Origin of the sequence: Streptomyces sp. NPDC050504, from assembly GCF_044458065.1 — a bacterium.
In the GTDB taxonomy this organism is placed as follows: Bacteria; Actinomycetota; Actinomycetes; order Streptomycetales; family Streptomycetaceae; genus Streptomyces.
In genome coordinates, this window is the sequence record NZ_JBITHO010000002.1 from 556,256 (window position 1) to 582,259 (window position 26,004).

Annotated in this window: 25 protein-coding genes and 1 tRNA gene; 10 read left to right on the plus strand and 16 right to left on the minus strand. The window is 72.0% G+C overall.

The annotated features are described in order from the left end of the window. Positions 1 to 146: 146 nt before the first annotated feature. Positions 147 to 1,337 carry an NAD(P)-binding protein gene (locus tag ACIBNE_RS08315; protein ID WP_399270668.1) on the plus strand — a complete coding sequence of 397 codons (1,191 nt, stop codon included), beginning with the start codon at positions 147 to 149 and terminating at the stop codon, positions 1,335 to 1,337. A gap of 47 nt (positions 1,338 to 1,384) precedes the next feature. Further along, positions 1,385 to 2,383 carry a zinc-binding dehydrogenase gene (locus ACIBNE_RS08320; RefSeq protein ID WP_399270669.1) on the plus strand — a complete coding sequence of 333 codons (999 nt, stop codon included), beginning with the start codon at positions 1,385 to 1,387 and terminating at the stop codon, positions 2,381 to 2,383. 106 nt (positions 2,384 to 2,489) lie between these two features. Here the strand turns inward: ACIBNE_RS08320 and ACIBNE_RS08325 are convergent, their stop codons facing one another. Next, positions 2,490 to 2,963: a GNAT family N-acetyltransferase gene (locus tag ACIBNE_RS08325; protein WP_399270670.1), complete on the minus strand. Its 474-nt coding sequence runs from the start codon at positions 2,961 to 2,963 to the stop codon at positions 2,490 to 2,492. Positions 2,964 to 2,997: 34 nt separating this feature from the next. Continuing rightward, a complete protein-coding gene (locus tag ACIBNE_RS08330) occupies positions 2,998 to 3,888 on the minus strand; it encodes an aminoglycoside phosphotransferase family protein (RefSeq protein WP_399270671.1) in 891 nt (296 codons plus the stop codon). Between the two features lie 89 nt (positions 3,889 to 3,977). Here ACIBNE_RS08330 and ACIBNE_RS08335 point away from each other — a divergent pair, with 89 nt between their 5' ends. Further along, on the plus strand, positions 3,978 to 5,369 hold the full coding sequence (locus ACIBNE_RS08335) for an NAD(P)/FAD-dependent oxidoreductase (RefSeq protein ID WP_399270672.1): 1,392 nt from the start codon (positions 3,978 to 3,980) through the stop codon (positions 5,367 to 5,369). 247 nt (positions 5,370 to 5,616) lie between these two features. Here the strand turns inward: ACIBNE_RS08335 and ACIBNE_RS08340 are convergent, their stop codons facing one another. The 3 genes from ACIBNE_RS08340 to ACIBNE_RS08350 form a co-directional block, all read right to left on the minus strand. Continuing rightward, positions 5,617 to 7,206, minus strand: a complete 1,590-nt coding sequence (locus tag ACIBNE_RS08340) for a hypothetical protein (protein WP_399270673.1) — start codon at positions 7,204 to 7,206, stop codon at positions 5,617 to 5,619. A gap of 267 nt (positions 7,207 to 7,473) precedes the next feature. Beyond that, positions 7,474 to 8,526: a hypothetical protein gene (locus ACIBNE_RS08345; RefSeq protein ID WP_399270674.1), complete on the minus strand. Its 1,053-nt coding sequence runs from the start codon at positions 8,524 to 8,526 to the stop codon at positions 7,474 to 7,476. Between the two features lie 107 nt (positions 8,527 to 8,633). Next, positions 8,634 to 8,707: transfer RNA gene (locus ACIBNE_RS08350), tRNA-Thr, on the minus strand. Between the two features lie 183 nt (positions 8,708 to 8,890). On the opposite strand from ACIBNE_RS08350, the gene ACIBNE_RS08355 reads away from it, so the two are divergent. The 3 genes from ACIBNE_RS08355 to ACIBNE_RS08365 all read left to right on the plus strand — a co-directional run bounded on the left by ACIBNE_RS08355 (position 8,891) and on the right by ACIBNE_RS08365 (position 11,443). Further along, complete coding sequence (locus ACIBNE_RS08355) at positions 8,891 to 10,027, plus strand: ABC transporter ATP-binding protein (protein ID WP_399270675.1); 1,137 nt, start codon at positions 8,891 to 8,893, stop codon at positions 10,025 to 10,027. 262 nt (positions 10,028 to 10,289) lie between these two features. Next, entirely contained in the window at positions 10,290 to 10,703 is a 414-nt protein-coding gene (locus tag ACIBNE_RS08360) for a hypothetical protein (RefSeq protein ID WP_399270676.1), read from the plus strand. Between the two features lie 32 nt (positions 10,704 to 10,735). Then, entirely contained in the window at positions 10,736 to 11,443 is a 708-nt protein-coding gene (locus ACIBNE_RS08365) for an NDP-sugar synthase (RefSeq protein WP_399270677.1), read from the plus strand. Between the two features lie 99 nt (positions 11,444 to 11,542). On the opposite strand, the gene ACIBNE_RS08370 is transcribed toward ACIBNE_RS08365, so the two are convergent. The 7 genes from ACIBNE_RS08370 to ACIBNE_RS08400 form a co-directional block, all read right to left on the minus strand. Then, positions 11,543 to 13,099 (minus strand): DoxX family membrane protein, encoded by a 1,557-nt coding sequence (locus ACIBNE_RS08370; RefSeq protein WP_399270678.1) that lies wholly within the window; start codon positions 13,097 to 13,099, stop codon positions 11,543 to 11,545. 138 nt (positions 13,100 to 13,237) lie between these two features. Then, positions 13,238 to 14,197: a 23S rRNA (guanosine(2251)-2'-O)-methyltransferase RlmB gene (rlmB, locus tag ACIBNE_RS08375; RefSeq protein ID WP_399270679.1), complete on the minus strand. Its 960-nt coding sequence runs from the start codon at positions 14,195 to 14,197 to the stop codon at positions 13,238 to 13,240. A gap of 100 nt (positions 14,198 to 14,297) precedes the next feature. Beyond that, entirely contained in the window at positions 14,298 to 15,701 is a 1,404-nt protein-coding gene (gene cysS / locus ACIBNE_RS08380; RefSeq protein WP_399270680.1) for a cysteine--tRNA ligase, read from the minus strand. Between the two features lie 91 nt (positions 15,702 to 15,792). Further along, positions 15,793 to 16,197, minus strand: a complete 405-nt coding sequence (locus ACIBNE_RS08385; RefSeq protein ID WP_399270681.1) for a PPOX class F420-dependent oxidoreductase — start codon at positions 16,195 to 16,197, stop codon at positions 15,793 to 15,795. A 96-nt stretch (positions 16,198 to 16,293) separates the two neighbouring features. After that, complete coding sequence (ispF, locus tag ACIBNE_RS08390; protein ID WP_399270682.1) at positions 16,294 to 16,782, minus strand: 2-C-methyl-D-erythritol 2,4-cyclodiphosphate synthase; 489 nt, start codon at positions 16,780 to 16,782, stop codon at positions 16,294 to 16,296. Further along, positions 16,772 to 17,521 (minus strand): 2-C-methyl-D-erythritol 4-phosphate cytidylyltransferase, encoded by a 750-nt coding sequence (gene ispD / locus ACIBNE_RS08395; RefSeq protein ID WP_399270683.1) that lies wholly within the window; start codon positions 17,519 to 17,521, stop codon positions 16,772 to 16,774. Before ispD ends, ispF begins: the two co-directional genes overlap by 11 nt. Positions 17,522 to 17,922: 401 nt before the next feature. Then, positions 17,923 to 18,405 carry a CarD family transcriptional regulator gene (locus tag ACIBNE_RS08400; protein ID WP_003953493.1) on the minus strand — a complete coding sequence of 161 codons (483 nt, stop codon included), beginning with the start codon at positions 18,403 to 18,405 and terminating at the stop codon, positions 17,923 to 17,925. A gap of 639 nt (positions 18,406 to 19,044) precedes the next feature. Between ACIBNE_RS08400 and ACIBNE_RS08405 the strand changes: the two genes are divergently transcribed. Next, positions 19,045 to 19,725 carry a DUF461 domain-containing protein gene (locus ACIBNE_RS08405; protein WP_399270684.1) on the plus strand — a complete coding sequence of 227 codons (681 nt, stop codon included), beginning with the start codon at positions 19,045 to 19,047 and terminating at the stop codon, positions 19,723 to 19,725. 91 nt (positions 19,726 to 19,816) lie between these two features. Here the strand turns inward: ACIBNE_RS08405 and ACIBNE_RS08410 are convergent, their stop codons facing one another. Together ACIBNE_RS08410 and ACIBNE_RS08415 are read right to left on the minus strand one after the other, a co-directional pair. Further along, entirely contained in the window at positions 19,817 to 20,497 is a 681-nt protein-coding gene (locus tag ACIBNE_RS08410; RefSeq protein WP_226734322.1) for a response regulator transcription factor, read from the minus strand. Then, positions 20,494 to 21,777, minus strand: coding sequence for a sensor histidine kinase (locus ACIBNE_RS08415; protein ID WP_399270685.1), 1,284 nt, complete (start codon positions 21,775 to 21,777; stop codon positions 20,494 to 20,496). The genes ACIBNE_RS08410 and ACIBNE_RS08415 overlap by 4 nt, the downstream gene beginning before the upstream one ends. Positions 21,778 to 21,972: 195 nt before the next feature. Between ACIBNE_RS08415 and phoU the strand changes: the two genes are divergently transcribed. Both phoU and ACIBNE_RS08425 read left to right on the plus strand, forming a co-directional pair. Further along, positions 21,973 to 22,653, plus strand: a complete 681-nt coding sequence (gene phoU, locus ACIBNE_RS08420) for a phosphate signaling complex protein PhoU (RefSeq protein WP_399270686.1) — start codon at positions 21,973 to 21,975, stop codon at positions 22,651 to 22,653. A 157-nt stretch (positions 22,654 to 22,810) separates the two neighbouring features. Further along, positions 22,811 to 22,960 (plus strand): hypothetical protein, encoded by a 150-nt coding sequence (locus ACIBNE_RS08425; protein ID WP_399270687.1) that lies wholly within the window; start codon positions 22,811 to 22,813, stop codon positions 22,958 to 22,960. Positions 22,961 to 23,099: 139 nt separating this feature from the next. Here the strand turns inward: ACIBNE_RS08425 and ACIBNE_RS08430 are convergent, their stop codons facing one another. Both ACIBNE_RS08430 and ACIBNE_RS08435 read right to left on the minus strand, forming a co-directional pair. After that, on the minus strand, positions 23,100 to 23,735 hold the full coding sequence (locus ACIBNE_RS08430) for a histone deacetylase (RefSeq protein WP_399270688.1): 636 nt from the start codon (positions 23,733 to 23,735) through the stop codon (positions 23,100 to 23,102). Between the two features lie 10 nt (positions 23,736 to 23,745). Further along, positions 23,746 to 24,504, minus strand: coding sequence for a phosphoglyceromutase (locus ACIBNE_RS08435; RefSeq protein WP_399270689.1), 759 nt, complete (start codon positions 24,502 to 24,504; stop codon positions 23,746 to 23,748). 148 nt (positions 24,505 to 24,652) lie between these two features. On the opposite strand from ACIBNE_RS08435, the gene ACIBNE_RS08440 reads away from it, so the two are divergent. Continuing rightward, on the plus strand, positions 24,653 to 25,975 hold the full coding sequence (locus ACIBNE_RS08440) for an MDR family MFS transporter (RefSeq protein ID WP_399270690.1): 1,323 nt from the start codon (positions 24,653 to 24,655) through the stop codon (positions 25,973 to 25,975). The last annotated feature ends 29 nt before the right edge of the window (positions 25,976 to 26,004 follow it).

The window sequence follows — 26,004 nt, forward strand, 5'->3', positions numbered from 1 at the left end:
CCCATCGTGACGTACGCCACTGACAGTCCATCCGTGTCACAAATCCGGGCCCCCGCCCGTCCCATGCGTGAACCACCCGGAAACCGGCCACGAACCACCGCACCAACCACCGACCGTCCGCCCCACGAGCCCGCAGGAGACACCCCATGCACCGCGCCCGCACCCAGGACCGCACCCGCGTCACCGTCGTCGGCGGCGGCTTCGCCGGTCTCACCGCCGCCATCACCGCCGCCGAGTCCGGCGCGGAAGTGACCGTGCACGAGGCCCACCGCACCCTGGGCGGCCGGGCCCGTACCGCCGACGGCCCGTACCTGACCAACGACGGCCCGCACGCCCTCTACAACGGCGGCCCGCACTGGACCTGGCTCAAGCAGCGCGGGCTCCTCGGCCCCATGGCGCCCCTGCCGCCCGCCGAGGGCATGCGGCTGAGGCTGCACAGGAACGGCACCCTGCACCGCGTACCGCCCTTCGCGATGCTCCGCCTGACCCGCCGCACGGCGGAGTCCGCGCCCGTCGACACGGACTTCCTGACCTGGGCGACCGAGCAGGTCGGCGCGGAGGGCGCGCGGGCCGCCGCGCACTACGTCGGCGTCGCGCTCTTCCACCACGACCCGGGCTCCCTCTCGGCCCGCTTCGTACAGGAGCGGTTCCGCCGCGCCACCGCCCTCCCGCCCGAGGCGCACTACCCGCGCGGCGGCTGGGGCAACCTCGTCGAACGGATGGCCGACCACGCGTGGAGCATGGGCGTACGGATCGAGACGGGCAGCCGGATCGGCCCGGACGAACTGCCCGACGACCACCCGGTGATCGTCGCGACCACCCTGAGCGCGGCCCGCCGCATCCTCGACGACCCCTCGCTGACCTGGCCGAGCGGCCGCACGATGCTGATCGACCTGGCGCTGCGCACCCGCAAGGGGGACCCGTTCGTCGTGTCGGACCTGGACGCGCCCGGCTGGATCGAGCGCTTCACCGCCCAGGACAGGACGCTCGCGCCGGAGGGCGAGTCGCTGGTCCAGGGGCAGGTCCCGATCGCGCCGGACGAGTCGAAGGCCGACGGCACGGCCCGCGCCGAGCGCCTGCTGGACGCCGGGTTCCCTGGCTGGCGCGAGCGCGTCGTGTGGCGCAGGGAGTCGGTGAGCAACGGCCGTACGGGCGCGGTGGACCCGGTCGGCACGACCTGGCGGGACCGCCCGGCGATCGACCGGGGCAACGGGATCTACCTGGCGGGCGACCAGGTCGCGGCGCCCGGACTGCTCACCGAGGTGTCCTTCAACAGCGGCATCGAGGCGGCGACCCTCGCGATCCGCACGAAGAGGCTTGACCTCAAGCGCGCTTGAGGTCGGAAGCTGATCTCCGTAACCACCGGACATCAGGGGAGCCAGTCATGCACGCCATCCGCCTCCACGCCTTCGGCCCCGCCGAGAACCTCTCCTACGAAGAGGTCCCCGACCCCGTCCCCGGCCCCGGCCAGGTCCGGATAGCCGTGGCGGCGGCCGGGGTGCACCTGCTGGACACCGCGCTGCGCCAGGGCATGCAGGGCCCCTTCCCCGCCCCCGCCGAGCTGCCCACGATCCCCGGCCGCGAGGTCGCGGGCACGGTCGACGCGCTCGGCGACGGCACCGACCCCGCCTGGCTCGGCAAGCACGTCGTCGTGCACATCGGCATGAACCCCGGGGGCTACGCCGCCCTCGTCGTCACCGAGGCCGACCGGCTGCACGAACTGCCCGGAGGCGTCGACCCCGGCGAGGCCGTCGCCATGATCGGCACGGGCCGCACGACGCTCGGCATCCTCCAGTTCACCGAGCTGACCCCGGAGTCCGTGGCGATCGTCCCGGCGGCCGCCGGCGGCATCGGCACCCTCCTCGTGCAGTACGCGAAGAACGCGGGCGCCACCGTCGTCGGCCTCGCGGGCGGCCCCGAGAAGGTGGCCCGCGTGACGGAGAACGGCGCCGACCTCGCCGTGGACTACAAGCTCCCCGACTGGCCCGAGCGGGTCCGCGCGTTCCTGGGCGGGCGCGCCGCCACGGTCGTCTTCGACTCGGTCGGCGGCGACACCGGGCGCGCGGCCGTCGACCTGCTCGGCGTGGGCGGACAGCACGTGGTGTTCGGCTGGTCGGGGCAGGGCCCGCACGACGGCGAGCCGCTGACCTTCACGGACGAGGAGCTGGCCGAGCGCGCCATCACGTCGGAGTCGGTGCTGGGCCCCGTGATGATCGAGAAGGCGGGCGGCAGCGTGCGCAACCTCGAACTGCGCGCGCTGGACGACCTCGCGGCGGGCCGGGCGCGCCCCGCCGTGCAGCGCTTCCCCCTCGCGGACGCGGCCGCCGCGCACCGCGCGCTGGAGACCCGGGGCACGATGGGCAAGGTCGTGCTGGTGCCCTGAGCGGGACGGGGGGCCCGGTCCGGCACAGGGGTCCGGACCGGGCCCCCTCGCATCCCGCGGGCCCGCCCTCTCGTATACCGCGGGCCCTCCCGCGAACCGCCGCCCCCTACGCGCCGCCGAACTCCGCGAGCGCCCCGTCCGTGAGCCGGTACACCGACCACTCGTCCTGCGCGACCGCGCCGAGCGCCTTGTAGAAGTCGATGGTCGGCGCGTTCCAGTTCAGTACGGACCACTCCAGGCGCTCGTAGCCGCGCTCGACGCAGATCCGCGCCAGCTCGGCCATGAGCGCCTTGCCGTACCCGCCGCCCCGGTTCCCCGGCCGTACGTACAGGTCCTCCATGTAGATGCCGTGCGTGCCGCGCCAGGTGGAGAAGTTGAGGAACCACAGCGCGAACCCGACGACCTCGCCCGCCCCGTTCTCCGCGACGTGCGCGTACGCGGCGGGCCGCTCGCCGAAGAGCGCGGCGCGCAACTGCTCGTCGGTGGCGCGCACTTCGTGCAGCGCCTTCTCGTAGTCGGCCAGCTCACGGATCATGTCGAGGATCACGGGCACGTCTGCGGGGGTAGCGGTACGGATCATGGGCGCAGGCTACCCGCGGCCCGCGTCGCGCCCGCTACCCCCGCCGCCCCAGCAGCCGTCGGGCGATCTCGAACTCGCTCTCCTCGAAGTCGTCCTCGTCCTCCACGCACCACAGCGCGTTCTGGAGCAGCCGCCCCAGCGTCCACGCCTTCGCCCGCTCCCGGTCCAGGCCCAGCACCTCGGTCATCAGGTCGAAGCGCCACAGCACCTCACCGGCCTCGAAGCGGTTGTCGAGCGCGGGCCACAGGTCGAACCCGGGGTCCCCGGCGAGCGGCTTCGGGTCGATCGCCAGCCACGGCTCGCGCTCGGCGGCCAGCACGTTGTCGAAGTGCAGGTCCCAGTGGAGCAGCCGGTCGCCCGGCTCGCCCACCACCTCCCGTACGGCGGCCGCGCAATCCTCCAACAGGCGCCGCTGTTCCGGGTCTTCGACGGACTTCAGCGCCGTCGGCACGTCCGCCAGCATCTGCCCGGCGATGTCGCCCAGCGTCCGCATCCCCGCGGGCGCCGGAACGGCGACCAGCCGGGCCAGCAGTTCGGCGAGGATCCGTACGGCCTCCCGGCTGTCCGCGACCGCCGACAGGTGCCGCTTCTCGTCCAGCCGCTCCAGCAGCATGGTGCCGGTCTCCGGGTCGTCGTCCAGGAGCCGTACGATCCCGTTCCCGTCCCAGATCCGCAGTCCGACGGGCTCCCCCTCGGACTCCTCGTCGCGGATCTGCATCTTGAGCGCGGCACGGACCCCGTCCGCCGTGCGCGTCACGGGCAGCACCAGCGAGGCCATCCCGTGCATGGAGGGTCCGGTGACGGTCAGGCCCCACCGGTCCAGGAAGTGCGCCGCCCGCTCGGGCAGCCCTTCGACGAAGGCGCGCCCCTCGGCGCCGTTGATGTCGATCTGAGTCCGTGCGAGTTCTTCCGGAATGTCGATCACCCCCGGATCGTACGAAGGTCCGCGCCCCGCCTCATCCCGATTTCCCCGACCCTGGACATCCGCGGGGGCTCAGGTGTACGAAAACCCCCATGACCAGCACGATCAACGGCGGAATCTCCTTCTGGTACGCCCAGGACGGCACCCCCGCACCCCGCGAACCGCTGTCAGGCGACGTCTCGGCCGACGTCTGCGTCGTCGGCGGCGGCTACACCGGACTGTGGACGGCGTACTACCTGAAGAAGGCCGTGCCCTTCCTCAACATCACCGTGCTGGAGGCGAAGTTCTGCGGGTACGGCGCTTCGGGGCGCAACGGCGGGTGGCTCTACAACGGCGTAGCGGGCCGCGACCGCTACGCGCGCCTGCACGGCAAGGAGTCCGCGACCCGCCTCCAGCGGGCCATGAACGCCACGGTCGACGAGGTCGTCCGGGTCGCGGCCGAGGAGGAGATCGACGCGGACGTGCACCGGGGCGGCGTGCTCGAAGTCGCCCGCACCCCCGCCCAACTCGCCCGCCTGCGCGCCTTCCACGAGGCGGAGCTGGCGTACGGCGAGGACGACCGCCTCCTGTTCGGCGCCCGCGAGACCGCCGAACGGATCCGCGTCACGGGCGCGGTCGGCTCCGCGTGGACCCCGCACGGCGCCCGGCTGCACCCGGCGAAGCTCGCGAAGGGCCTGGCGGACGCCGTCGAGGCGCTGGGCGTGACGATCCACGAGTCGACGCCGGTCACGGAGATCCGCCCCAAGCACGCGGTCACGCCGTACGGCACGGTCCGCGCCCCGTACGTACTGCGCTGCACCGAGGGGTTCACGGCGGCGCTCAAGGGCCAGAAGCGCGCCTGGCTGCCCATGAACTCCTCGATGGTCGTCACCGATCCGATCCCGGCGGAGCTGTGGGAGCGGATCGGCTGGGAGGGCCGCGAGACGCTCGGCGACATGGCGCACGCCTACATGTACGCGCAGCGCACCGCGGACGACCGCATCGCGCTGGGCGGGCGCGGCGTCCCGTACCGCTACGGCTCGCGCACCGACAACGACGGCCGCACGCAGGCCGCGACGGTGGAGGCGCTGCGCGACATCCTGGTCGCCTTCTTCCCCGCCCTCGCCGGCACGGGCATCGCCCACGCCTGGTCGGGCGTCCTGGGCGTGCCGCGCGACTGGTGCGCCACGGTCACCCTGGACCGCTCCACGGGCCTGGGCTGGGCGGGCGGCTACGTCGGCTCGGGCGTCGCCACGGCGAACCTCGCGGCGCGGACGCTGCGCGACCTGATCCAGCAGGACTCGGGCCAGTCGGGCCCGACGGACCTGACGACGCTCCCGTGGGTCAACCACAAGGTCCGCAAGTGGGAACCGGAGCCGCTGCGCTGGCTGGGAGTCCAGACGATGTACGCGGCGTACCGCTACGCGGACCGCAAGGAGTCCACGTCGACGACAACGACGACGAACAGAGTGGCAAGAGCGGCAGACAAAATCTCGGGCCGCTAAAACAAGAGCGCCCAACAACAGACACGCCCAACAGAGACACGCCCGGCACAGGCACGCCCGGCACAGGTGCGCCCCGATAGGGGCGCGGGGAACTGCGCGAGAGTGGGGCACACGCCGCACCAACCCACCCACCCGAGCGTGCTCGCCCCAGAACCCCCCACCCAGCCCCCGGCAGGGTTTCGGGAAGGGGCGGGGTGGGGAACCGCCCGCCGCAGGCGAAACGGCACCCCACCCCACCCCACCACCCCTAGGCGACCGGCGCCTTCACGAGCAGCGGCACGACGACCGTCTTGCCCGGGTAGGTGATGAGCAGGTTCACCCGCGTGTCCACGGCCACGACCTCCGTGGCGACGGAGAACGTGAACGTCCCGTCCTCCCCGCGGTCGTTCACGGTCCCCCACTCGTCCGCGGCGGGCACCCGCGCGGCGGACCCGCTGCTGGTGACGTTGAGCGAGAGCCCCCGCTCCGACCCGGAGGTGTACGTCGCGGTCAGGTCGAAGGACTTGCCGCCCTCGACGACCGCGGGCGCCCCGGTGACGCTCAGGAGCCGCGGCAGGATCGACGGCTGGATCGTGCGCTCACCGCCACCGGGCACGGCCGCGGTGATCACGGGCCCGTCGTGCCGCCCGGTCTTGGCGTTCGGGTCCACGGTCACCGAGAACGTCGCGGACTTCGCGCCCCCGGGAATCACGACCTGTGCGGGCACGTGCACCCACGAAACGCCCCGCTCTTCGCGCAGCGCGACCTTCAGGCCCCCGGCGGGAGCGGGGTTCGAGATCGCGACCCGGTACTCCGCGCTCTCGCCGACGAGCAGCCCGTACGACCCGTCGAGCGACCAGGCGCCGGGGTCGAAGGCCTGCGGGTGGAGGACGATCCGGAAGGACTCGGTGACGGTGCCGAGCGTGCCGGTCACGGTGACCGTCGTCTCCCGTTCGACGGGCAGCGTCTCGACGGAGACCGTGGCGTCGGTGTTGCCCTGCGAGACGGTCACCGCCGCGGGCACCTTCACCAGCGGGCTGGAGCTGCGCAGCGCGACCTTCGTGCCGTTCGCGGGCGCCGTGCCCGTCAGGCTGGCCCGGATCTTGAAGGCGCGCCCGCCGACGACCTCGTCGGCGCCGCCGAAGTGCATGAGCCCGGGGCTGATCGCGAGCCGCGTGGTCACCAGGGAGTCGGGCTTGCCCGGCGTGCCCGGGGTCCTGGCGGTCAGCTCGGCGTCCCGCAGGTCGCGCACTTCACCGGCGACGGCCGTGAAGTAGCCGTACTTGCTGCCCACCGGCACGACGACGGCCTTGGGCGTGAGCACCGAGGTCATGGGCGCGCTGGACAGCGAGACGGTGATCGGTCCGCGCGAGGGCGCACAGGCCAGGCGCACCGCGCCGGGGATCCGGTCGCCGCTGTACGCGGCGGTGGCCTTGAGCGAGACGGCGACCACGCGCGGCGTCGCGCACTGCGGCAGCAGGCGTACGGGCGTCGTGCGGGAGCTACTGCGGAGCGTGCCCTTGACGGTCGCGTCGACCGGCGCCTTCACCAGGGCCGTGGGCACCGTGAAGGTGACGACGGAGCGGCCCGCCTTGAAGCGGATGCGCGCGGGCGCCTCGACGGCGGCCGACGTGGACTTGAGCGCCACCCAGGTCTCGGCCCTGGGCGCGCAGTCGAGCGCGGCACGGAACACCACGGTCTTGCCGCCCTCGAAGGGGGTCGGCGCGGAGAGCCCGGTGAGCTTGGGCGAGGCGCAGCCGGCCGCCTGGGCGGCGGAGGGCAGGACGAGGCCGGTCGCGACGGTGGCGCCGGTCAGGGTGAGGGCTGCGATGGATCTTCGTATGGCCTGGTTGGTCACAACACCTTCTGGGGATGGCGGCGCCGACAGCGCGTCGGCGGAATCGGTCGGAACGAACGCACACGAACTGCGGAGACGTGAAAAGGCCCCACCCTGCGCACAGGGTGGGGCCTTCGCGCCTGACCCGTAACCGGCTTCGAACCGGTGCCCCCGCCGCACGAGCGGGGTAGGGGGCCACAGGCTAGCCTGCCCCTTCTCCCCCTGACCAGACCTTTGTTACCGGTGCGTCACCCCGTTAGCGCGACGCCCTCGCCGGACCGCCACGCGTCATACGGAACGGTGCTCCTCCCAGTCCAGCACCCGGACCTCTGCCAGCGGCCAGCGGTCCCCCTTCCCGCCCGGACGCCGCGCTCCGGCCTCCCGTACGTACTGCTCGTGCCACCGCACCTGTTCCCGGTGGAGCGCGGGGCGGGACAGGCGGCCGACCGCCGGATGGCAGGCCGCGACCACCTGTGCGAGGACGAGTGCGGTCTGAGCGTCGCAGGCGGGATCCCCCGGTCGTTCGTGCGGGATGCCGTACCACTCGGCGACCGCTTCCAGTGCGCGCCCTCCCGTCCGGAAGGGTTCGGCGTGCCGGTCCAGGACGAGCGGGTCGCAGACCGGCGACAGCCCGTTGGCCAGGCGGTCGGCCAACGGCACGAGTCCGTGCCTGAGCAGTTCGCTCTCCAACGTGGTGAGTACGAAAGGGGCGTGCCAGGCAACGAGGACCTCCTTGCCCGCCAGGTGCGCGGCGAGCACGGTCGCCAGGTCTTCCAGCGCGTCGGCGGCGGGCTGCCCGTCGGTCCGTGCGTGCTCCACCGAGATGCCGTGGCCCTTCGACGGCGCGACCGACACCGGTCCGGGGCCCGGATCCAGGAGCCAGGACCGGCGCGTTCCGTCACTGGCGCGAACGGCCGCGCCGAGAATCCGGTCGACGCCGTAGCGGTTGCCGGTGGTGGCGATGTCCAGGGACAGGAGGCGGCGCCGGTGCCATCCCTCGCGACAACTGCGGGGCGGCGGCGCGGGCTCACGGACGTGCTCGCGGTGGTAGACCTCCCAGCCGCCGAACACCGTCCTCACCAGCACTCCCAGCCCTGCGGCAACGGTCGAGCCGCAGGTCTCGCACTCGCCGTCCCGCCGGTTGGGACGCAGCGCGGAGACGTCCGACGTGGTGCCGTCGGCATCGGGGACCGGCGCGTGGTCCGGGTGGTAGAGCACCCGCCCGCCCCACACGCTGCGAAGAAGCACACCTGCCCCGGCCTCGACCCCCGCGCCGCACCTGGTGCAGCGGCCCGGGTAGGAGTTCGTCCGCATCGCGTCGTCCACGGTGGCCTCCGTCATGGTCCGGCGTCGAACCGATCACGAAACCGGCCCCGGACGACGACGCGTCCGGGGCCGGTGGGAACGCCTTCGCCGGGAGGCAACCCGGTTCGGGGCGTTTCGCGCAGAGCCCCCTGTCGGGTTCGAACCGACGACCCCCGCTTTACAAGAGCGGTGCTCTGGCCAGCTGAGCTAAGGAGGCAGCGCGAGAAGTGTAACCGCCCGACCTCGCCAGGTGGCCGAAAATTTCGTCACCTCTCCGGTACTGACAGAACGGAACCGGCCGGGTAGCGTCAACTGCCAGTCCGCCCAAATGGACTAAACCACTTCACTCCCTTACTCGGATCGTCCGGCACGTTCCTGCCGGTGAAGGAGACGCACAGCCATGGCAAACGTCACGTTCGACAAGGCCACCCGGATCTACCCGGGCTCGACGAAGCCCGCGGTCGACCAGCTGGAGATCGAGACCGAGGACGGCGAGTTCCTCGTCCTCGTCGGCCCCTCCGGCTGCGGCAAGTCCACCTCCCTGCGCATGCTCGCGGGCCTGGAGGACGTCAACGGCGGCGCGATCCGCATCGGTGACCGCGACGTCACGCACCTGCCGCCGAAGGACCGGGACATCGCCATGGTGTTCCAGAACTACGCGCTCTACCCGCACATGACCGTCGCCGACAACATGGGCTTCGCCCTCAAGATCGCCGGCGTCAACAAGAGCGACATCCGCAAGAAGGTCGAGGAGGCCGCGAAGATCCTCGACCTCACGGACTACCTCGACCGCAAGCCCAAGGCGCTCTCCGGCGGTCAGCGCCAGCGCGTCGCGATGGGCCGCGCGATCGTCCGCGAGCCGCAGGTCTTCCTCATGGACGAGCCGCTGTCGAACCTCGACGCCAAGCTCCGCGTCTCGACCCGTACGCAGATCGCCTCGCTCCAGCGCCGCCTGGGCATCACCACGGTGTACGTCACCCACGACCAGGTCGAGGCCATGACCATGGGCGACCGCGTGGCCGTGCTCAAGGACGGTCTGCTCCAGCAGGTCGACTCGCCGCGCAACATGTACGACCGCCCCGCCAACCTCTTCGTCGCGGGCTTCATCGGCTCCCCGGCGATGAACCTGGTCGAGGTCCCGATCACCGACGGCGGCGTGAAGTTCGGCAACAGCGTCGTCCCGGTCTCCCGCGAGGCCCTGTCGGCCGCCGCCGACAAGGGCGACACGACCGTCACGGTCGGCGTCCGCCCCGAGCACTTCGACGTGGTCGAGCTGAACGGCGGCGCCGCCAAGTCCCTGTCCAAGGAGTCCTCGGACGCCCCGGCGGGCCTGGCCGTCTCGGTCAACGTCGTCGAGGAGCTCGGCGCCGACGGTTACGTGTACGGCTCCGCCGAGGTCGGCGGCGAGCACAAGGACCTCGTCGTCCGTGTGGGTGGCCGCCAGGTGCCCGACAAGGGCGCGCAGCTGCACGTCGTCCCGCGTCCGGGTGAGATCCACGTCTTCTCGACGTCGACCGGCGAGCGCCTGGCCGACTGACCGAAGGCGGCTCGGGCGGGCCCCCGGGCCCGCCGCCCCGGCGGCCCCGGCCTTCCCGAGGCTCCGTCAGTTCTCGCGCACGGCCCCGCACTTGTCCGGTGCGGGGCCGTACGTATGTTTAGCGGCTGTAGACAAATACCCCGGCAGAACGCCCATTTCGACCGCTGTGCGTCAACACCCGATTCGAAAGCGGCAGTCGAACCATCCCCCGCAGGGGTGACTAAATGTCGCCATATCACCACTGAGCGCTACGCTCACTCGCGTGACCCACACAGCCCGCCGAATCGGCCGAACCCTCGCCCTCGTCCTGCCCGTCGTCCTGGTGCTCTCAGGAACGCTCGCGGTCACCTACGTCCCGTGGGCGGGAAGCAACTCCGACAGCTCGATGCTCACCGCATCATCCACGGACGTGTCCGTCGCCGCCAAGCCCCGCGCCCCGCAGGACGTCCTGCGCGACCGGCTCCTGGTCGAGCTCCAGGAGAAGGACCCCGGCAGCGCGCTGACGAGCCTCCAGCGCACCGTAGAGGATCGCCCCTCGCTCGCCAAGCACTGCATGTCCATCGCCCGCGCCCTGGGCCGCGCCGCCGTCCAGCAGTACGGTCCCGCCCGCGCCCACTCCTACTCCCGGCCCGTCTGCGACACCTCGTTCGCGTCGGCCGTCGCGAAGGCCAGCTGACCCCTGCCCCGAGCACCGCATATCGTGCCTGCATGCTTACGTATCCGACGCAGGCCGTGGTCCTGGCGGGCGGCCAGGGCTCGCGACTGCGCCCGTACACCGACGACCGCCCCAAGCCGATGGTCGAGATCCCGGGAACCGGGACCCCGATCATCGGCCATCAGCTTTCCTGGCTCGCCGCCGAAGGCGTGACGGACGCCGTCGTCTCCTGCGGCCACCTCGCTGAGGTCCTCCAGGAGTGGCTGGCGGGCGCCGACCTCCCCCTGCGCGTCACCACCGTCGTCGAGACGGAGCCGCTCGGCCGCGGCGGCGGCCTCAAGTACGCCGCGGCCCACCTCCCCCACCCGGACCAGCCCTGGTACGCCACCAACGGCGACATCTGGACCCGGTTCTCGCTCCGCGAGATGGCCGCCTTCCACGCCGAGCGCGACGCCACCGCGACGCTCGCCCTGGCCAGGCCCCGCATCCCCTGGGGAGCCGTCGAGACCGACGCGTTCGGCCACATCACCGACTTCATCGAGTCGCCGCCGTCCCCGTACCTGATCAACGCGGGCGTCTACGTCTTCGCCCCCTCGTTCACCCCGCTGCTGCCCGACACGGGCGACCACGAGCGCACCACCTTCCCGCGCCTCGCCAGGGAGCGCAGCCTCGCCGGGTTCCCGCTGCCGCAGGGCGCGTACTGGCGGGCGATCGACACCGCGAAGGACCTGACCGAGGCCGCCAAGGAGCTGGCCTCCTGAGCGGCCGTACAGGGCCTTGAACGACCCGCATGCGTAAGGGGCGCCGACCAGTGGTCGGCGCCCCTTACGCATGCGTGGGTCCTGCTGTCCGTGCGGGCCTCAGCCCAGCAGCCCGCCGATCGGGCCCGGGGCGTCGTCCCCGTCGTCGGGCGAGTCCGACCCGCCGGTGCCGCCGCTGGACGTGGGACCCGCGCTGGACGGCGGCGGCTCCGGCTCCGACTGCTGCTGCGGCGGCTCGGGCGCGCTCTCCTGCTCCTGCCGCGCCGGGCCCGTCCCGGTGCCCTGGGTCTCGCTGGGCCGACCGGCGGACGACTGCCCGCCGCCCTCCCGCGCGGTGTCCTCGCTCGGCTCGGACTCCTCGTCGGACGGGGCGCCCGCGCCACTGCTGCTCGCGGTCGGCTCCGGCGTCTCCTCCTCGTCCCGCGGCTCGCCCGAAGGACCCTCGGAGGCCCGCCGCTCGCCGGTCTCGCGCGGCAGCGGGGCGCCCGGCAGGTGGTTGGTCGGGTCGTCGTTGGGACCGGGCACGGTCACCACGTCCGCGGAGCGCACCGCGCCGCCGAGTACCGAACCGATCAGCAGCGTCAGACCGACGACCACCGCGGCCATCACGGCGCCGCGCCGCAGCACCCGGCGCCGCAGGTCCCACAGCTCGGAGCGGGGACCGAGGGTCCGCCACGCCTCGCCGGCGAGCCGCGCGTCGACCGAGTAGACCGGGGCGCCCGCGATGATCAGCGGCGACCAGGCGGCCAGGTAGATGATGTCCGGCGCGTCGTACACCGGCACCGTCTTCCAGCTCACCGTCATCAGCAGCGCCGCCGACAGCAGCGTCCCGACGCAGGCCGCGACCCGCTGCCAGAGCCCGAGGACGGTCAGCACGCCCACCACGACCTGGAGGAACGCCACCGTGAGCCCGGCGCCCACCGGGTGCGAGAGCGCGAAGTCCCGCAGCGGCTCGGCCAGCGCCCAGGGGTGCAGCGAGTTGAGCCACTTGACCATGGAGCCGCGCTCGCCGCCGTCGAAGTAGACGGGGTCGCAGAGCTTGCCCATGCCCGCGTAGATGGAGATGAAGCCGAGGAACACCCGCATGGGCAGGAGCACCACGCCGAGGTTCATCCGCCGCCCGGGGTAGTACGCGTGCCGCGCCCGGTCGTCGTCGTTGTCGTCGTCGCTGGAGTGCGCCCCGCTCCCCGGCGCTCCCCCGACGACCGTCACCTCGTCGTCGTACGCCCCGACGGCCTGCCGCATCGGCGGCAGCAGCGGTCCCGTGCCGGAGCCGCCTCCCACCAGCGGCGTCGGCATGGTGTCGTCGATGCGCGGGATGACCTGCGTGTCGCCCTCGTACGCGCCGCCACCGCCGTACCGCGTGGCGGTCGCGGTCGCCGTGGCGGTCGCGCCTGCGGTCGCCCTCGCGGTCGCGTTGTTCCGCACGGCCTGGAGCAGGCCCGACGCCGCGGGGTCCCCCGGCTCGGACTTCCCGCTCCACACGACGGGCGCCCGGCGACGCCCCATGGCCGGAACCTTGGCGGCAGCGCTCGGCGCGAGCTGCACGCGGAAGCTGGCGTGATTGACGATGACCTGCGCGGGGTCGCAGTCCACCTTGATCATGCTCAGTGCGGGCTGCTCGTCGAACCCGGGTGTTCTGGTGTCCACACTCATCTAACCGAGTGACTTGTGTTTAGGACACTGCCTTGACGCCCGAATAGTGTCCGAGGCCAGTCAAGACACGCTGCGACACGGGGCGTGCCGCAGCACGCCGAGGGCGCGCGCACGAAGGCGCGCGCCCCCCGCTTCCGGCTAGCCCCTGCGGCGCGCCGCAGCCTCGTACAGCACGATGCCCGCCGCGACACCGGCGTTCAGCGACTCGGCGCCGCCCGGCATCGGGATGCGCACCAGGTAGTCGCAGGTCTCGCCGACGAGACGGCCCAGGCCCTTGCCCTCGCTGCCGATGACGATGACGACGGGGCCGCCGAGCGCCTCCAGGTCCTGCACGGTGTGCTCGCCGTCGGCCGCGAGGCCCACGACCGTCAGCCCGGCCTTCTGGTAGCTCTCCAGGGCGCGCGTCAGGTTGGTGACGCGGGAGACCGGCGTACGGGCGGCGGTGCCCGCGGAGGACTTCCAGGCGCCGGCCGTCATGCCGGCGGCGCGGCGCTCGGGCACGACCACGCCGTGGCCGCCGAACGCGGAGACCGAACGGACGATCGCGCCGAGGTTGCGCGGGTCGGTGACCCCGTCGAGGGCCACGATCAGCGGCTCGTCGTGGGCGTCGTGCGCGGCTTCCACCAGGTCCTCGGGGTGCGCGTACTCGTACGGCGGCACCTGGAGGACGAGGCCCTGGTGGTTGAGGCCGTTCGTCATGCGGTCCAGCTCGGGGCGCGGCGCCTCCATCAGGTTGACGTTGCCGCGCTCGGCCGCGAGCTGGAGCGCGTCGCGCACCCGCTCGTCGTTGTCGATGAACTGCTGGACGTAGAGCGTGGTCGCGGGAACGCCGTCGCGCAGCGCCTCGAAGACCGGGTTGCGGCCGACGACCATCTCGGACGTGCCCTTGACCCCGCCGCGGCGGGGCGCCGGGCGGCGGTTCGCGGCGTGCTTCGCCTTGGCGGTGGCGATGCGGTTCTTCTTGTGCTTCTTGCGGGCCTCGGCGGGCGGCGTCGGGCCCTTGCCCTCCAGGCCCTTGCGACGCTGGCCACCGCTGCCGACCGTGGCGCCCTTCTTGTTGGACGTGCGGCGGTTCCTGCGCTGGCTGTTCCCGGCCATGACCTACCTGTTTCCTCAAGCTGCGAAAGCGTGTGCAAGCGTGTGTACGTAAATGAAGTGTGCCGCCCGGCGGACCGGGCGGCACATCGCGGGGGCGGGACTAACGCGGCCCGAGCGTCCAGCGGGGGCCGTCGGGGCTGTCCTCGATGACGAGCCCGGACTGCTGGAGCTGGTCGCGGATCGCGTCCGCCGTGGCCCAGTCCTTGCGCTCGCGGGCCGACTGGCGCTGTTCGAGCACCAGGCGTACGAGCGTGTCGACGACGCCGTGCAGGTCCTCGCCCTGGTCGCCCGCGCCGCCCGCCCACTGCGGGGCCAGCGGGTCGAGCCCGAGGACGCCGAGCATCGCGCGGACCTCGGCGAGCCGCGCGATGGCGGCCTCCTTGTCGTCGGCGGCCAGCGCGCTGTTGCCCTGCCGGACCGTGGTGTGGACGACCGCGAGCGCCTGCGGCACCCCGAGGTCGTCGTCCATGGCCTCGGCGAAGGCGGGCGGGACCTCGTCGGCCGGGGCGACCACGCCCCCGGCCTTCTCGACGACCCGCTGGACGAAGCCCTCGATGCGCGCGAACGCGGACTCGGCCTCGCGCAGGGCCTCCTCGCTGTACTCGATCATCGAGCGGTAGTGCGGGGTGCCCAGGTAGTAGCGCAGCACGATGGGGCGCCAGTGCTTGACCATCTCGCTGACCAGCACGGAGTTGCCGAGCGACTTCGACATCTTCTCGCCGCTCATGGTGACCCAGGCGTTGTGCACCCAGTACTTCGCGAAGTCGTCGCCGAAGGCCTTGGCCTGGGCGATCTCGTTCTCGTGGTGCGGGAAGATCAGGTCGAGGCCGCCGCCGTGGACGTCGAAGGCGGAGCCGAGGTACTTGTGCGCCATGGCCGAGCACTCCAGGTGCCAGCCGGGGCGCCCGGGGCCGAACGGGGTCTCCCAGTGCGGCTCGCCCGGCTTCACGGCCTTCCACATGGCGAAGTCGCGCGGGTCGCGCTTGCCGCTGATGCCGTCCTCGGCGGGCTGGATCATCTTGTCCAGGTCCTGCCGGGAGAGCGCGAGGTACTCGGGGAAGGAGCGCACGTCGAAGTAGACGCTGCCGTCGGACTCGTACGCGTGCCCGCGCTCGATGAGGCCCTGCATCATCGAGACCATCTCGGTGACGTGCCCGGTCGCGCGCGGCTCGTAGGTGGGCGGCAGGCAGCCGAGGGCGTCGTAGCCGTCGTTGAAGGCCCGCTCGTTCTCGTAACCGATCGACCACCAGGGGCGGCCCTGGTCCTTCGACTTGGCGATGATCTTGTCGTCGATGTCGGTCACGTTGCGCACGAACGTGACGTCGTAGCCGCGGTACTCGAACCAGCGGCGCATGATGTCGAAGTTCAGCCCGGACCTGATGTGGCCGATGTGCGGGGCGGCCTGCACGGTCGCGCCACAGAGGTAGATCGAGACGCAGCCCGGGACGAGCGGGGAGAAGTCACGGATCTGCCGGGCGCTGGTGTCGTACAGGCGAATAGTCACGCTTCAAGGGTAGTGGGCCCGGCGCAGTGCCCCGCGACCCTTTCCCGGGCCGCGGGACAACTTTGTGACCCAATTTCCCGATGGGTACCGATCAGATCGAGCCGACGATCTTCCTGGGCGTCACCCGGACGACCACGCGCTGGGCGTCGTCAACGGACGAAGGGTTGAAATCGGCGTACTCCTTGCCGGTGTACTTCAGCGACAGCTCGTCGATCAGCTCCCGGCCGCCCTCGGTGGTCATGCTGGCGGTGCCGCGGATCTCCGCGTAGGTGTACGGGGCGTCGAAGGGCTGGAGCAGGACGGTGACGCGGGGGTCGCGGCGCAGGTTCTGCTCCTTGCGGCGGCCGATCGTGGTGGAGATCAGCACGTCGTCGCCGTCCCGCTTCACCCAGACAGGGGAGACCTGCGGGCTGCCGTCGGGCTGGATCGTGGCGACGGAGACGAAGACCGGGGTGTCGAGGAGCGCCTTGAGGTCGTCGGAGAGTGCGGCGGACATGGTGGGCCTCCGGGGGATGCTCGGTGGTTGACCCCTGTACGACTACCCGGGCCGACCGCCGCGCTCCCCCGCGACCCACCGTCATTGTCGGCCAAATCAGTCCGTACGGACCACGAGGGCCGTCGCGATCGCCGCGAGCCCTTCGCCGCGCCCGGTGAAGCCGAGGCCGTCGCTGGTCGCGGCGGACAGCGCGACGGGCGCGCCGACCGCTTCGGAGAGCACCTTCTGGGCCTCGTCGCGCCGCTTGCCGACCTTGGGGCGGACCCCGACGACCTGCACGGCGACGTTGCCGATCTCGAACCCGGCGGCGCGCACGATGCGCGCGGCCTCGGTCAGCAGGGTGATCCCGGAGGCGCCGGACCACTCGGGGCGCCCGGTCCCGAAGTGCTGCCCGAGGTCGCCCATCCCGGCGGCCGAGAACAGCGCGTTGCAGGCGGCGTGCGCGACGACGTCCGCGTCGGAGTGGCCGGCCAGGCCGTCGCCCTCGCCCTCCCAGCGCAGCCCGGCGAGCCACAGCTCGCGGCCCTCCTCGAAGGCGTGGATGTCGGTGCCGATGCCGACGAGCGGCAGGTTGCTAGAAGCCATCGTTGGCCCTCCTCCGTGCGAGTACCGCCTCGGCCAGGACGAGGTCCAGCGGCCTGGTCACCTTGAACGCCTCTTCGTGCCCCGGCACGACCACGACGGGCAGCCCGAGCTGCTCCACCATGCTCGCGTCGTCGGTCACGTCGCCGGTGACGGTCCGGTGCGCGCGCACGAGCGTGTCGCGGTCGAAGCCCTGCGGGGTCTGTACGGCGCGCAGCCTGGCGCGCTCGGGAGTGGCGACGACCGGTTCGGGCGCGCCCTTCTCGGCCGCGGGCTCCACCTGCTTGACGGTGTCGGCGAGGGGCAGCGCGGGGACGACGGCGGGCGCCCCGTCCCGTACGGCCTCGATCACCGCGTCGACCGTGTCGACGGGGACCAGCGGGCGGGCCGCGTCGTGGACGAGGACGGTGGTGACGCCCTCGGGCAGCACCTCGACGCCGGCGCGCACGGAGTCCTGGCGGGTCGCGCCGCCGGGGACGACGAGGTAGTCGGTGCGCTCGGGCAGCGCGTGCTCGTCGAGGAGGTTCTTGACCTCGGCGGCGCCGTCCGGCGGGGCGACGACGACCACGAGGGAGACGGCGCGGGAGGCCGCCATGGCGCGCACCGCGTGGATGAGCATGGGGGTGCCGTTCAGCGCGCGCAGTGCCTTGGGGGCGCCCGGACCGAGGCGCACGCCCCGGCCGGCGGCGGGGATCACAGCGGCGGTACGGCCCTGCCGCGGTACATCGGAGACGTCAGACATCGGGTGCACTCCGTGGAGATTTGGCAGGTTTCTGCCCACAGGTTTGTGGCCGCAGCCGATTTGGGTATGGCCTCAAGCGTGCCGGGCACGATGCCTTGACCGGACCCTTCCGTGACGACCGGTCGAGCCTGCGGCCCGAGCCCGGCACACAGAACACCCGAACGCACCCGAACGCCGTGGCCGAAATACGAACATGCCGCAGTGCCCGGCAACGACTGTGTCCCACGCTCCACAGGAGAAGCTTCCTCTGCGGGAGAGGCTCCGGGGGAGAGTGGGTTTCCCAGGGGTCCCGGGGGAAATCCCGGGGAGAGGGGCACACAGCGGGTCGGCGGGCACCGCGGCAATCAGAATCGGCACCGTGACGGCAGTGGCGATGCACGGCTGTCAGGGTGCTTCTGCTGTCAGGACGCGAGGACCTCGTCGAGCAGGGCCTCGGCCTTGTCCTCGTTGGTGTTCTCAGCGAGGGCCAGCTCGCTCACCAGAATCTGTCGCGCCTTCGCGAGCATGCGCTTCTCACCTGCGGAGAGACCGCGCTCACGCTCACGGCGCCACAGGTCACGCACTACTTCGGCGACCTTGATGACATCGCCCGACGCGAGCTTTTCGAGATTCGCCTTGTAGCGACGGGACCAGTTCGTGGGCTCTTCCGCGTACGGCGCGCGCAGCACTTCGAAGACCCGGTCCAGCCCGTCCTGACCGACGACGTCGCGTACACCGACGAACTCCGCATTGTCCGCTGGTACACGAACAGTCAGGTCGCCCTGGGCGACCTTGAGCACCAAGTAGGTCTTGTCCACGCCTTTGATCTGGCGAGTTTCGATGGCCTCGATCAGCGCGGCCCCGTGATGGGGATAGACCACGGTGTCGCCAACCTTGAACGTCATGTGACAGGTACCCCTTCCGTGGCTATCCAGGGTAACACGGATACGGCTTCTTCTGAATGGCGTTTTCGCAGGTCAGGGCATATCTCGGGGCTTGACAACAGCAACAGGAACGTGCTGCGGAGGCCTTCCGGAAGGGGGTATTCGCAGGTCGGAGCGGCTGTCCGGGCGGGCCCAAACGGACGTGCCGCACACACCCGACCGGCGCACGAAGGGGTCGAACGTCCCGTTTTGCCGGTTTCCCCCGGTGGATCTTCCCGTACTCCGTTCGGATGTCGTGCAAGCGCGCGTATGACATCCGCGTGGCATAGGAATTGATCAAGCAGGGCATTTTCCGAGGTGAATGCGCGGGCCCTTCCGCACCTTCCCCGCCTTCCGGCTAATTGATCACTGGCGCGCTGGTCCGATGAACAGTCGTTTGAACTGCGGCGTTATGTGAACGGCACGCTAAATCGCGGGATCCGCACCGTGCCCGGGAGCCGTGCGCCGCCGGTTCGGGACGCGGTGCGACTCGGGGGGCGGGTCGGGTGCGGGGGCCGCGAGGAGGCTCGGTAACCTAAGCGAGCTGACAGTTACTTAGGACGGCTTTAACCCGGCCGCCCGCACCCTCCCCGTCCGTACGTCCAAGGAGTTGCCGCCGCCGTGAGCCGCAGCCTTCGACGCGGCGCCCTCGCCGCCACCGCCATCGCGATCTCGATCGCCTCGCTCTCCGCCTGCGGCGCGGGCAACGACGCGCAGACGCTCGGCGTCAAGCCGGACGCCGCCGCCACCGCGGTCGACGAGATCAAGATCCAGAACGTGACGGTCGTCACCCAGCCCAAGGCCGACGCCGCGGGCCCCGCCGTCGTCACCGGCACGATCTTCAACAACGGCAAGGAGCCGGAGACCCTGGACTCCATCTCGCTGCCGGGCACCAGCGCGACGGTGAAGCTCAGCGCCGCCAAGGGCAAGGGCCCCATCATCGTCCCCGCGGGCGGCTCCGTCGCGATCGGCGGCAAGGGCAACGCGTCCGCCGTGATCGAGAACGGCAGCGAGGCCGCCAAGAACGGCGTCGCGCAGCGCGTCGTCTTCCAGCTGAGCAAGACGGGCAACGTGCAGCTGCGGGCCCTCGTGGTGCCCGCCACCAGCTACTTCGAGGGCGTCGGCCCGACCAGCCTGCCGAAGGCCCCCGAGGCCAAGCCGACGTCGGGCACGGCGAAGCCCTCCGGCGGCGCGTCGGACGCGGCCTCCACCAAGCCGGGCGAGGGCGAGAGCCCGGCGGCCGGCGGGGAGTCCGGCAAGCCGTCCGACGGCTCCACGGCGACCCAGGGCGCGGGCCACTGACCCGGTACCCGCGTACGTGAAGGGGGGCGCCCCGCAGGATTCCTGCGGGGCGCCCCCCTTCACGTACGCACTGCGCATGCGCGATGTCGATTTACGGCTCGAACTTGTAGCCCAGGCCGCGGACCGTCACCAGGTACCTCGGCGCGCCCGGGTCCGGCTCGATCTTGGCGCGCAGGCGCTTCACGTGGACGTCCAGGGTCTTGGTGTCGCCCACGTAGTCCGCGCCCCACACGCGGTCGATCAGCTGCATGCGGGTGAGCACGCGGCCCGCGTTGCGCAGCAGCATCTCCAGGAGGTCGAACTCCTTCAGCGGGAGGTCGATCTTGGCGCCCGCGACCGTCACCACGTGCCGGTCGACGTCCATCCGCACCGGGCCGGCCTCCAGGGCCGCCGGGGTGACCTCCTCCGGCTCGCCGCGGCGGCGCAGCACCGCGCGGATGCGGGCGACCAGCTCGCGCGAGGAGAAGGGCTTGGTGACGTAGTCGTCGGCTCCTATCTCCAGGCCGACGACCTTGTCGATCTCGCTGTCCTTGGCGGTCACCATGATGACCGGGACGTTGGAGCGGCCGCGCAGCTGGCGGCAGACCTCCGTGCCGGGCAGGCCGGGGAGCATCAGGTCGAGGAGGACGAGGTCGGCGCCGTTGCGCTCGAACTCGTCGAGCCCGTCGGGCCCGGTGGCCGCGATGGCGACCTCGAAGCCCTCCTTGCGGAGCATGTAGGACAGGGCGTCGCTGAAGGATTCCTCATCCTCGACGACAAGCACTCGGGTCACGGAAGGACCTCCGGGGCAGGGAGCGGTTCGTAGGTGGTGTGGTCCGAGGGGTCGGCGGCGGCCTCGTCGCGAGCCGTCGGATCCCCGGAGGACCGGGATGAGCGGGAGGATCCCGAAGAGCGGTCCCGTACGGCACCGGCCTCCGGCAGCCGCAGGGTGAAGGTGGAGCCCTGTCCCTCGGAGCTCCAGACGGTGACCTCCCCGCCGTGCGAGGCGGCCACGTGCTTGACGATCGCCAGGCCCAGGCCGGTGCCTCCGGTGGCGCGGGAGCGGGCCGGGTCGACGCGGTAGAAGCGCTCGAAGACCCGCTCGCGGTCCTTCTCGGAGATGCCGATGCCCTGGTCGGTGACCGCGATCTCGATGAGGTCGCCGCCCGGCGCCGGGACGCGCCGGGCCGCGATGCCGACCCTGGTGCGGGCCGGGGAGTAGTTGACGGCGTTCTCCACGAGGTTGCCCAGGGCGGCGGCCAGCTGGCCCCTGTTCCCCCAGATGTAGAGCTCGCCCGAGCCGCCCGCGGCCATCGTGATCTGCTTGGTCGACGCCGGGTGCCGGGAGCGGTCGATCGCCTCGGCGACCAGCTCGGAGACCCGGACGGGCTCGGCGTCCTCCAGCGGGTCGTCGTTCTGGACCCGGGAGAGGTCGATCAGTTCCTGTACGAGGTTGGTCAGCCGGGTCGCCTCGATCTGCATGCGGCCCGCGAAGCGGGTGACCGCCTCGGGGTCGTCCGAGGCGTCCATGACGGCCTCGGAGAGCAGCGAGAGCGCGCCGACCGGGGTCTTGAGCTCGTGGCTGACGTTCGCCACGAAGTCGCGGCGCACCGCCTCGATGCGGCGGGCCTCCGTCAGGTCCTCCACCAGTAGCAGGACCAGCCGGGAGCCGAGCGGGGCGACTCTGGCGGAGACCGCCAGCGCCTCGCCGCGGCCCGTGCCGCGTCTGGGGAGGTCGAGCTCGACCTGTCGTATCTCGCCGTCCCGCCGGGTGTCGCGCGCCATGTGCAGCATGGGTTCGACGGCGAGCTTGCCGCCGCGGACCAGGCCCAGGGCGTACGCCGCCGAGCTGGCCTTCACGACGGAGTCGCTCTCGTCGAGGACGACGGCCGACGACCTGAGCACCGAAAGGACCGTGTCCACGCCCGGGGGCAGTACGGCATCGGTGTGCAGGGATGTGCGGGTCGGCCGCGCCTGGTCGCGCTCGCTCCAGCGGAACGCCAGCATGGCGATGACGCCGGTGCACAACCCGGCGATCGCTGCTGCTGCGGCGACCGCCGCGTTCACGTCCATGTGTCCAGGTTATGCGGGGTCGCCGACACTCTCCCAGCCATACGAGGGGCTGCTCGAACACTCGTCGCCCAGAGTTCACCGAAGGGCAAGGGGTGATTCACCTGGGATGCCGGAACCGGACGCGTGCGGGGCCGAACGTGGGAGCGTGGGGGTCGAAGGGCCCCGTACGGCGGTACCAAGAGAGGGACGACACCCATGCGTGACGCGTACCACGAGGAACTGGATTCGATCGGCGAGGACCTGGTCGAGATGGCCCGGCTGGTCGGGTCCGCGATCGGGCGCGCCACCACGGCCATGCTCGACGCCGACCTCAAGCTCGCCGAGAACGTGATCGCGGCGGACCAGAAGGTCGACGACCTCCAGCACGACCTGGAGGCGCGGGCCATAGCCCTGCTGGCGCGGCAGCAGCCGGTCGCCACCGACCTGCGCATCGTCGTGACGTCGCTGCGCATGAGCGCCGACCTGGAGCGCTCGGGCGACCTCGCGCAGCACGTCGCGAAGCTCGCGCGGCTGCGCTTCCCCGCCTCCCCCGTCCCGCGCGACCTGCACGCGACGATCCTGGAGATGGGTCAGCTCGCGCAGCGCCTGATGGCGAAGGCGGCGGAGGTCATCATCACCAAGGACGTCGACCTGGCGCTCCAGCTGGAGCAGGACGACGACGAGATGGACCTGCTGCACCGGACGCTCTTCCAGCACCTGATGGACGACCGCTGGAAGCACGGCATCGAGACGGCCGTCGACGTGACGCTGCTGGGCCGCTACTACGAGCGGTTCGCGGACCACGCGGTGTCGGTGGCCAAGCGCGTGGTGTACCTGGTGACGGGCGAGCACGCGGACGAGCTCCAGGCGCCGACCGCGCAGGTCGAGGGCGCCTGAGGAACGGGTTTCCCCAGGGGCGGTCCCGAGGGGCGGCCCCGAGGGGGCGCGCGCGGGGGCTCGTCGGGGTCCTGACCCAGTGCGCCGTTGATGCGCCCGGGAGAACGGGCATGCAATGGGCAAGGCAACTTCTGACTGCCCACCCGGGAGGGACCCCATGGCCGATTCCCCCATCACCGACCCCCAGTCGGAGACCTCTGTCGAAGTGGTGCACCTGACGGTCCTCGGCGCCTGCGGCTGCGGCTCGGGCTGCGGGTGCGGCTGCCAGTCGGGCGCGCCGTGCCAGTGCGGCGGCTGCTGCGGCTGATTCGTCGCGGTGCGTCGCGAGGGGCCCCGTCCACACCAGGACGGGGCCCTTCGCCGTACGCGCCCCGGCCCGCGGCTACGGCTCGGGGCGGGGTCGGGTTTCCGGATCCGGCTCCGGCTGCCCGGAGTCGGGCCCGCGGCTACGGCTCCGGGCGGGCCAGCGGTTCCGCCACCGCCTCCGGACTCCAGTGCCCGGCCGCTCCCGGGCGGCCCGCGACGTACGCCGCCACCTCGGCCGCGCTCCAGGCGCCGGCCTCCAGCAGGCCGAGCGCGATGTGCCGGGCGTAGGCGGCGGACGGCGGCAGCGGGTCGACGTCGGCGGCGCGCCAGGGCGCGGTGAAGGTGAGCACGGGCAGCGCGTCCAGGGTCCCGGCGCGGACCAGCGTCTCGTAGCGCCCCTCCCCCAGCGTCGCGCGCCCGTGCGCAAGTACGGCGGTGAGGTCCAGGTCCGCACCCGGTGCGCGGTACATCTCCTGGGCCGCGACGTCGGCGAACTGCCCCGCGGTGATCAGGTGCGCCCGGAAGAACGCCCGCCCGTCGGCCGCCGGATCGTAGAAGGCCCGGCCGCCGCCCCACACCGCCGACTCGGTCGCGAAGTAGACAGCCCCCGGCAGTTCGAGGGCGCGCGAGCACACGGGCGGCGTGCGGTCGCGGCAGTGCGCGAGGTAGCGCGCGAGGCGGGTCAGATGAGTGTTGGAGCCGTACGCGGCGTACCAGAGGCGGTCCGCCGGAGGGAGGGCTCCCGGGCGCGGGGGTTGCGCGCCCGGGAGCCCCATGGCGTACGCGTTACTTCTTGCCCTGGTTCTTGACCGCTTCGATGGCGGAGGCGGCCGCGTCCGGGTCGAGGTAGGTGCCGCCCGGGTTGAGGGGCTTGAAGTTCTCGTCCAGCTCGTAGGAGAGCGGGATGCCCGTCGGGATGTTCAGGCCCGCGATGGCCTCGTCCGAGACGCCGTCGAGGTGCTTGACCAGCGCGCGCAGGCTGTTGCCGTGGGCGGCGACCAGGACCGTCCTGCCGTCGAGGAGGTCCGGGACGATGCCGTCGTACCAGTACGGGAGCATGCGCTCCACGACGTCCTTCAGGCACTCCGTGCGGGGGCGCAGCTCCGGCGGGATCGCCGCGTAGCGCGCGTCGTCGGACTGCGAGAACTCCGTGCCGTCCTCAAGGACCGGCGGCGGGGTGTCGTACGAGCGGCGCCAGAGCATGAACTGCTCCTCGCCGAACTCGGCGAGCGTCTGCGCCTTGTCCTTGCCCTGGAGCGCGCCGTAGTGCCGCTCGTTCAGGCGCCAGCTGCGGTGGACCGGGATCCAGTGGCGGTCCGCGGACTCCAGCGCGAGCTGCGCGGTGCGGATGGCGCGCTTCTGGAGCGAGGTGTGGAGCACGTCGGGGAGGAGCCCCGCGGCCTTCAGCAGCTCACCGCCGCGGACCGCCTCCTTCTCGCCCTTCTCGGTGAGGTTGACGTCCACCCAGCCGGTGAACAGGTTCTTCGCGTTCCATTCGCTCTCGCCGTGGCGGAGGAGGATCAGCTTGTACGGTGCGTCGGCCATGCGTACGAGCGTAATCGACCCCGGAGAGGCGGGCGACGCTTGACGGTTGCCGTCAATTGTCTGGCGGTCGGGGCCCCCGCGTGAGTAATGTGCGCATCGCGGTTGCACCACTTACATCACTCACTTCTCGTCGCTCAGGGGGACCACCATGTCTGTCGCCGGTATGGCGCGGGCCGTACGGGAGAGCGTGTCCGGACTGCCACGGGAGTTCTGGTGGCTGTGGACGAGCACGCTGGTGAACCGGCTCGGCGCCTTCGTATCGACTTTCATGGCCATGTACCTGACCGTCGAGCGCGGCTACTCCGCCGCGTACGCGGGGCTCGTCGCCTCGCTGTACGGGCTCGGCAGCATCGTCGCGGCGATCGGCGCAGGGGTCATGGCCGACCGGCTCGGGCGGCGGCCCACGCTGGTGGTCGCGCAGGCGTCGACGGCGGTGTCCGTGGCGCTGCTGGGGTTCATGGAGCACCCGGTCGCCATCGCCGCCGTCGCGTGCCTGGTCGGCGTGGCGAGCAACGCCTCGCGGCCCGCCGTGCTGGCGATGATGGCGGACCTGCTGCCGCCCGAGGACCGCGTGCGGGCGTTCTCCCTGAACTACTGGGCGCTCAACCTGGGGTTCGCGCTGTCGGCGGCCGGGGCCGGGTTCGTCGCGGAGTACTCCTACCTCGCGGGGTTCCTCGGCGAGGCCGTGCTGACGATGGTGTGCGCGGTGCTGGTGTTCGTGAAGATCCCCGAGACGCGGCCGGCGGCCGAGGGCGGGGTGGCGGGGGCCGGCGCGGCGAAGGGCGATCCGGGCGGCGAGCCCTCGGTCGGGCTCGGGACCGTGCTGCGCGACGGGCGCTTCATGAGCGTCGTCGGACTGTCGTTCCTGGTCTCGCTGGTGCTCCAGCAGGGCGGGGTCGCGCTGCCGATCGTGATGGGCGAGGAGGGGTTCAGCAGCTCGGACTACGGGACCGTGATCGCGCTCAACGGTCTGCTGATCGTCGCCCTCCAGATCCCCGTCACGCGCTTCATCCAGCACCGCGAACCCCGGGGGCCGCTGGTCGTCTCCGCGCTGCTCGCGGGGTACGGCTTCGGGCTCACGGCCTTCGCCGGGTCCTCGATGGCGCTGTACGCGGTGGCCGTGCTGGTGTGGACGCTCGGCGAGATGATCAATTCGCCGACGGAGGCCGGACTCGTGGCGCGGCTCTCGCCGACGCGCGGGCGGGGGCGTTACCAGGGCATGTACACGATGGCCTGGGGAGTCGCCGCGATGCTCGCCCCGCTGGTGTCGGGCACGGTGATCGACCGGCTCGGGGCGGGCTGGCTGTGGGCGCTGTGCGCGGCGATCGGGAGCGTGGCGGCGGTGGGGTTCTGGGTGCTGCTGCGGAGGCTGCCGATGGACGTCGTTGAGAACCAGAACAACCAGAACACAGTCCTGGTGTCGCAGTCGCCAACAACTGGAGGCCAAAAAGCGGAGGCCCAGCCAGCCTGATCACCACCACTCCCAGTGGGCAGGACGCT

What these genes read in the sequence shown, in the direction of transcription:
- ACIBNE_RS08440 (WP_399270690.1), top strand. Translation starts at nt 24,653, where the DNA reads ATGTCTGTCGCCGGTATGGCGCGGGCCGTACGGGAGAGCGTGTCCGGA.
- ACIBNE_RS08385 (WP_399270681.1), bottom strand. Translation starts at nt 16,197, where the DNA reads ATGTCCGCCGCACTCTCCGACGACCTCAAGGCGCTCCTCGACACCCCG.
- ACIBNE_RS08365 (WP_399270677.1), top strand. Translation starts at nt 10,736, where the DNA reads ATGCTTACGTATCCGACGCAGGCCGTGGTCCTGGCGGGCGGCCAGGGC.
- phoU (WP_399270686.1), top strand. Translation starts at nt 21,973, where the DNA reads ATGCGTGACGCGTACCACGAGGAACTGGATTCGATCGGCGAGGACCTG.
- ACIBNE_RS08430 (WP_399270688.1), bottom strand. Translation starts at nt 23,735, where the DNA reads ATGGGGCTCCCGGGCGCGCAACCCCCGCGCCCGGGAGCCCTCCCTCCG.
- ACIBNE_RS08335 (WP_399270672.1), top strand. Translation starts at nt 3,978, where the DNA reads ATGACCAGCACGATCAACGGCGGAATCTCCTTCTGGTACGCCCAGGAC.
- ACIBNE_RS08315 (WP_399270668.1), top strand. Translation starts at nt 147, where the DNA reads ATGCACCGCGCCCGCACCCAGGACCGCACCCGCGTCACCGTCGTCGGC.
- ACIBNE_RS08320 (WP_399270669.1), top strand. Translation starts at nt 1,385, where the DNA reads ATGCACGCCATCCGCCTCCACGCCTTCGGCCCCGCCGAGAACCTCTCC.
- ispD (WP_399270683.1), bottom strand. Translation starts at nt 17,521, where the DNA reads ATGTCTGACGTCTCCGATGTACCGCGGCAGGGCCGTACCGCCGCTGTG.
- ACIBNE_RS08415 (WP_399270685.1), bottom strand. Translation starts at nt 21,777, where the DNA reads ATGGACGTGAACGCGGCGGTCGCCGCAGCAGCAGCGATCGCCGGGTTG.
- rlmB (WP_399270679.1), bottom strand. Translation starts at nt 14,197, where the DNA reads ATGGCCGGGAACAGCCAGCGCAGGAACCGCCGCACGTCCAACAAGAAG.
- ACIBNE_RS08400 (WP_003953493.1), bottom strand. Translation starts at nt 18,405, where the DNA reads ATGACGTTCAAGGTTGGCGACACCGTGGTCTATCCCCATCACGGGGCC.
- ispF (WP_399270682.1), bottom strand. Translation starts at nt 16,782, where the DNA reads ATGGCTTCTAGCAACCTGCCGCTCGTCGGCATCGGCACCGACATCCAC.
- ACIBNE_RS08325 (WP_399270670.1), bottom strand. Translation starts at nt 2,963, where the DNA reads ATGATCCGTACCGCTACCCCCGCAGACGTGCCCGTGATCCTCGACATG.
- ACIBNE_RS08425 (WP_399270687.1), top strand. Translation starts at nt 22,811, where the DNA reads ATGGCCGATTCCCCCATCACCGACCCCCAGTCGGAGACCTCTGTCGAA.
- ACIBNE_RS08370 (WP_399270678.1), bottom strand. Translation starts at nt 13,099, where the DNA reads ATGAGTGTGGACACCAGAACACCCGGGTTCGACGAGCAGCCCGCACTG.
- ACIBNE_RS08345 (WP_399270674.1), bottom strand. Translation starts at nt 8,526, where the DNA reads ATGACGGAGGCCACCGTGGACGACGCGATGCGGACGAACTCCTACCCG.
- ACIBNE_RS08355 (WP_399270675.1), top strand. Translation starts at nt 8,891, where the DNA reads ATGGCAAACGTCACGTTCGACAAGGCCACCCGGATCTACCCGGGCTCG.
- ACIBNE_RS08435 (WP_399270689.1), bottom strand. Translation starts at nt 24,504, where the DNA reads ATGGCCGACGCACCGTACAAGCTGATCCTCCTCCGCCACGGCGAGAGC.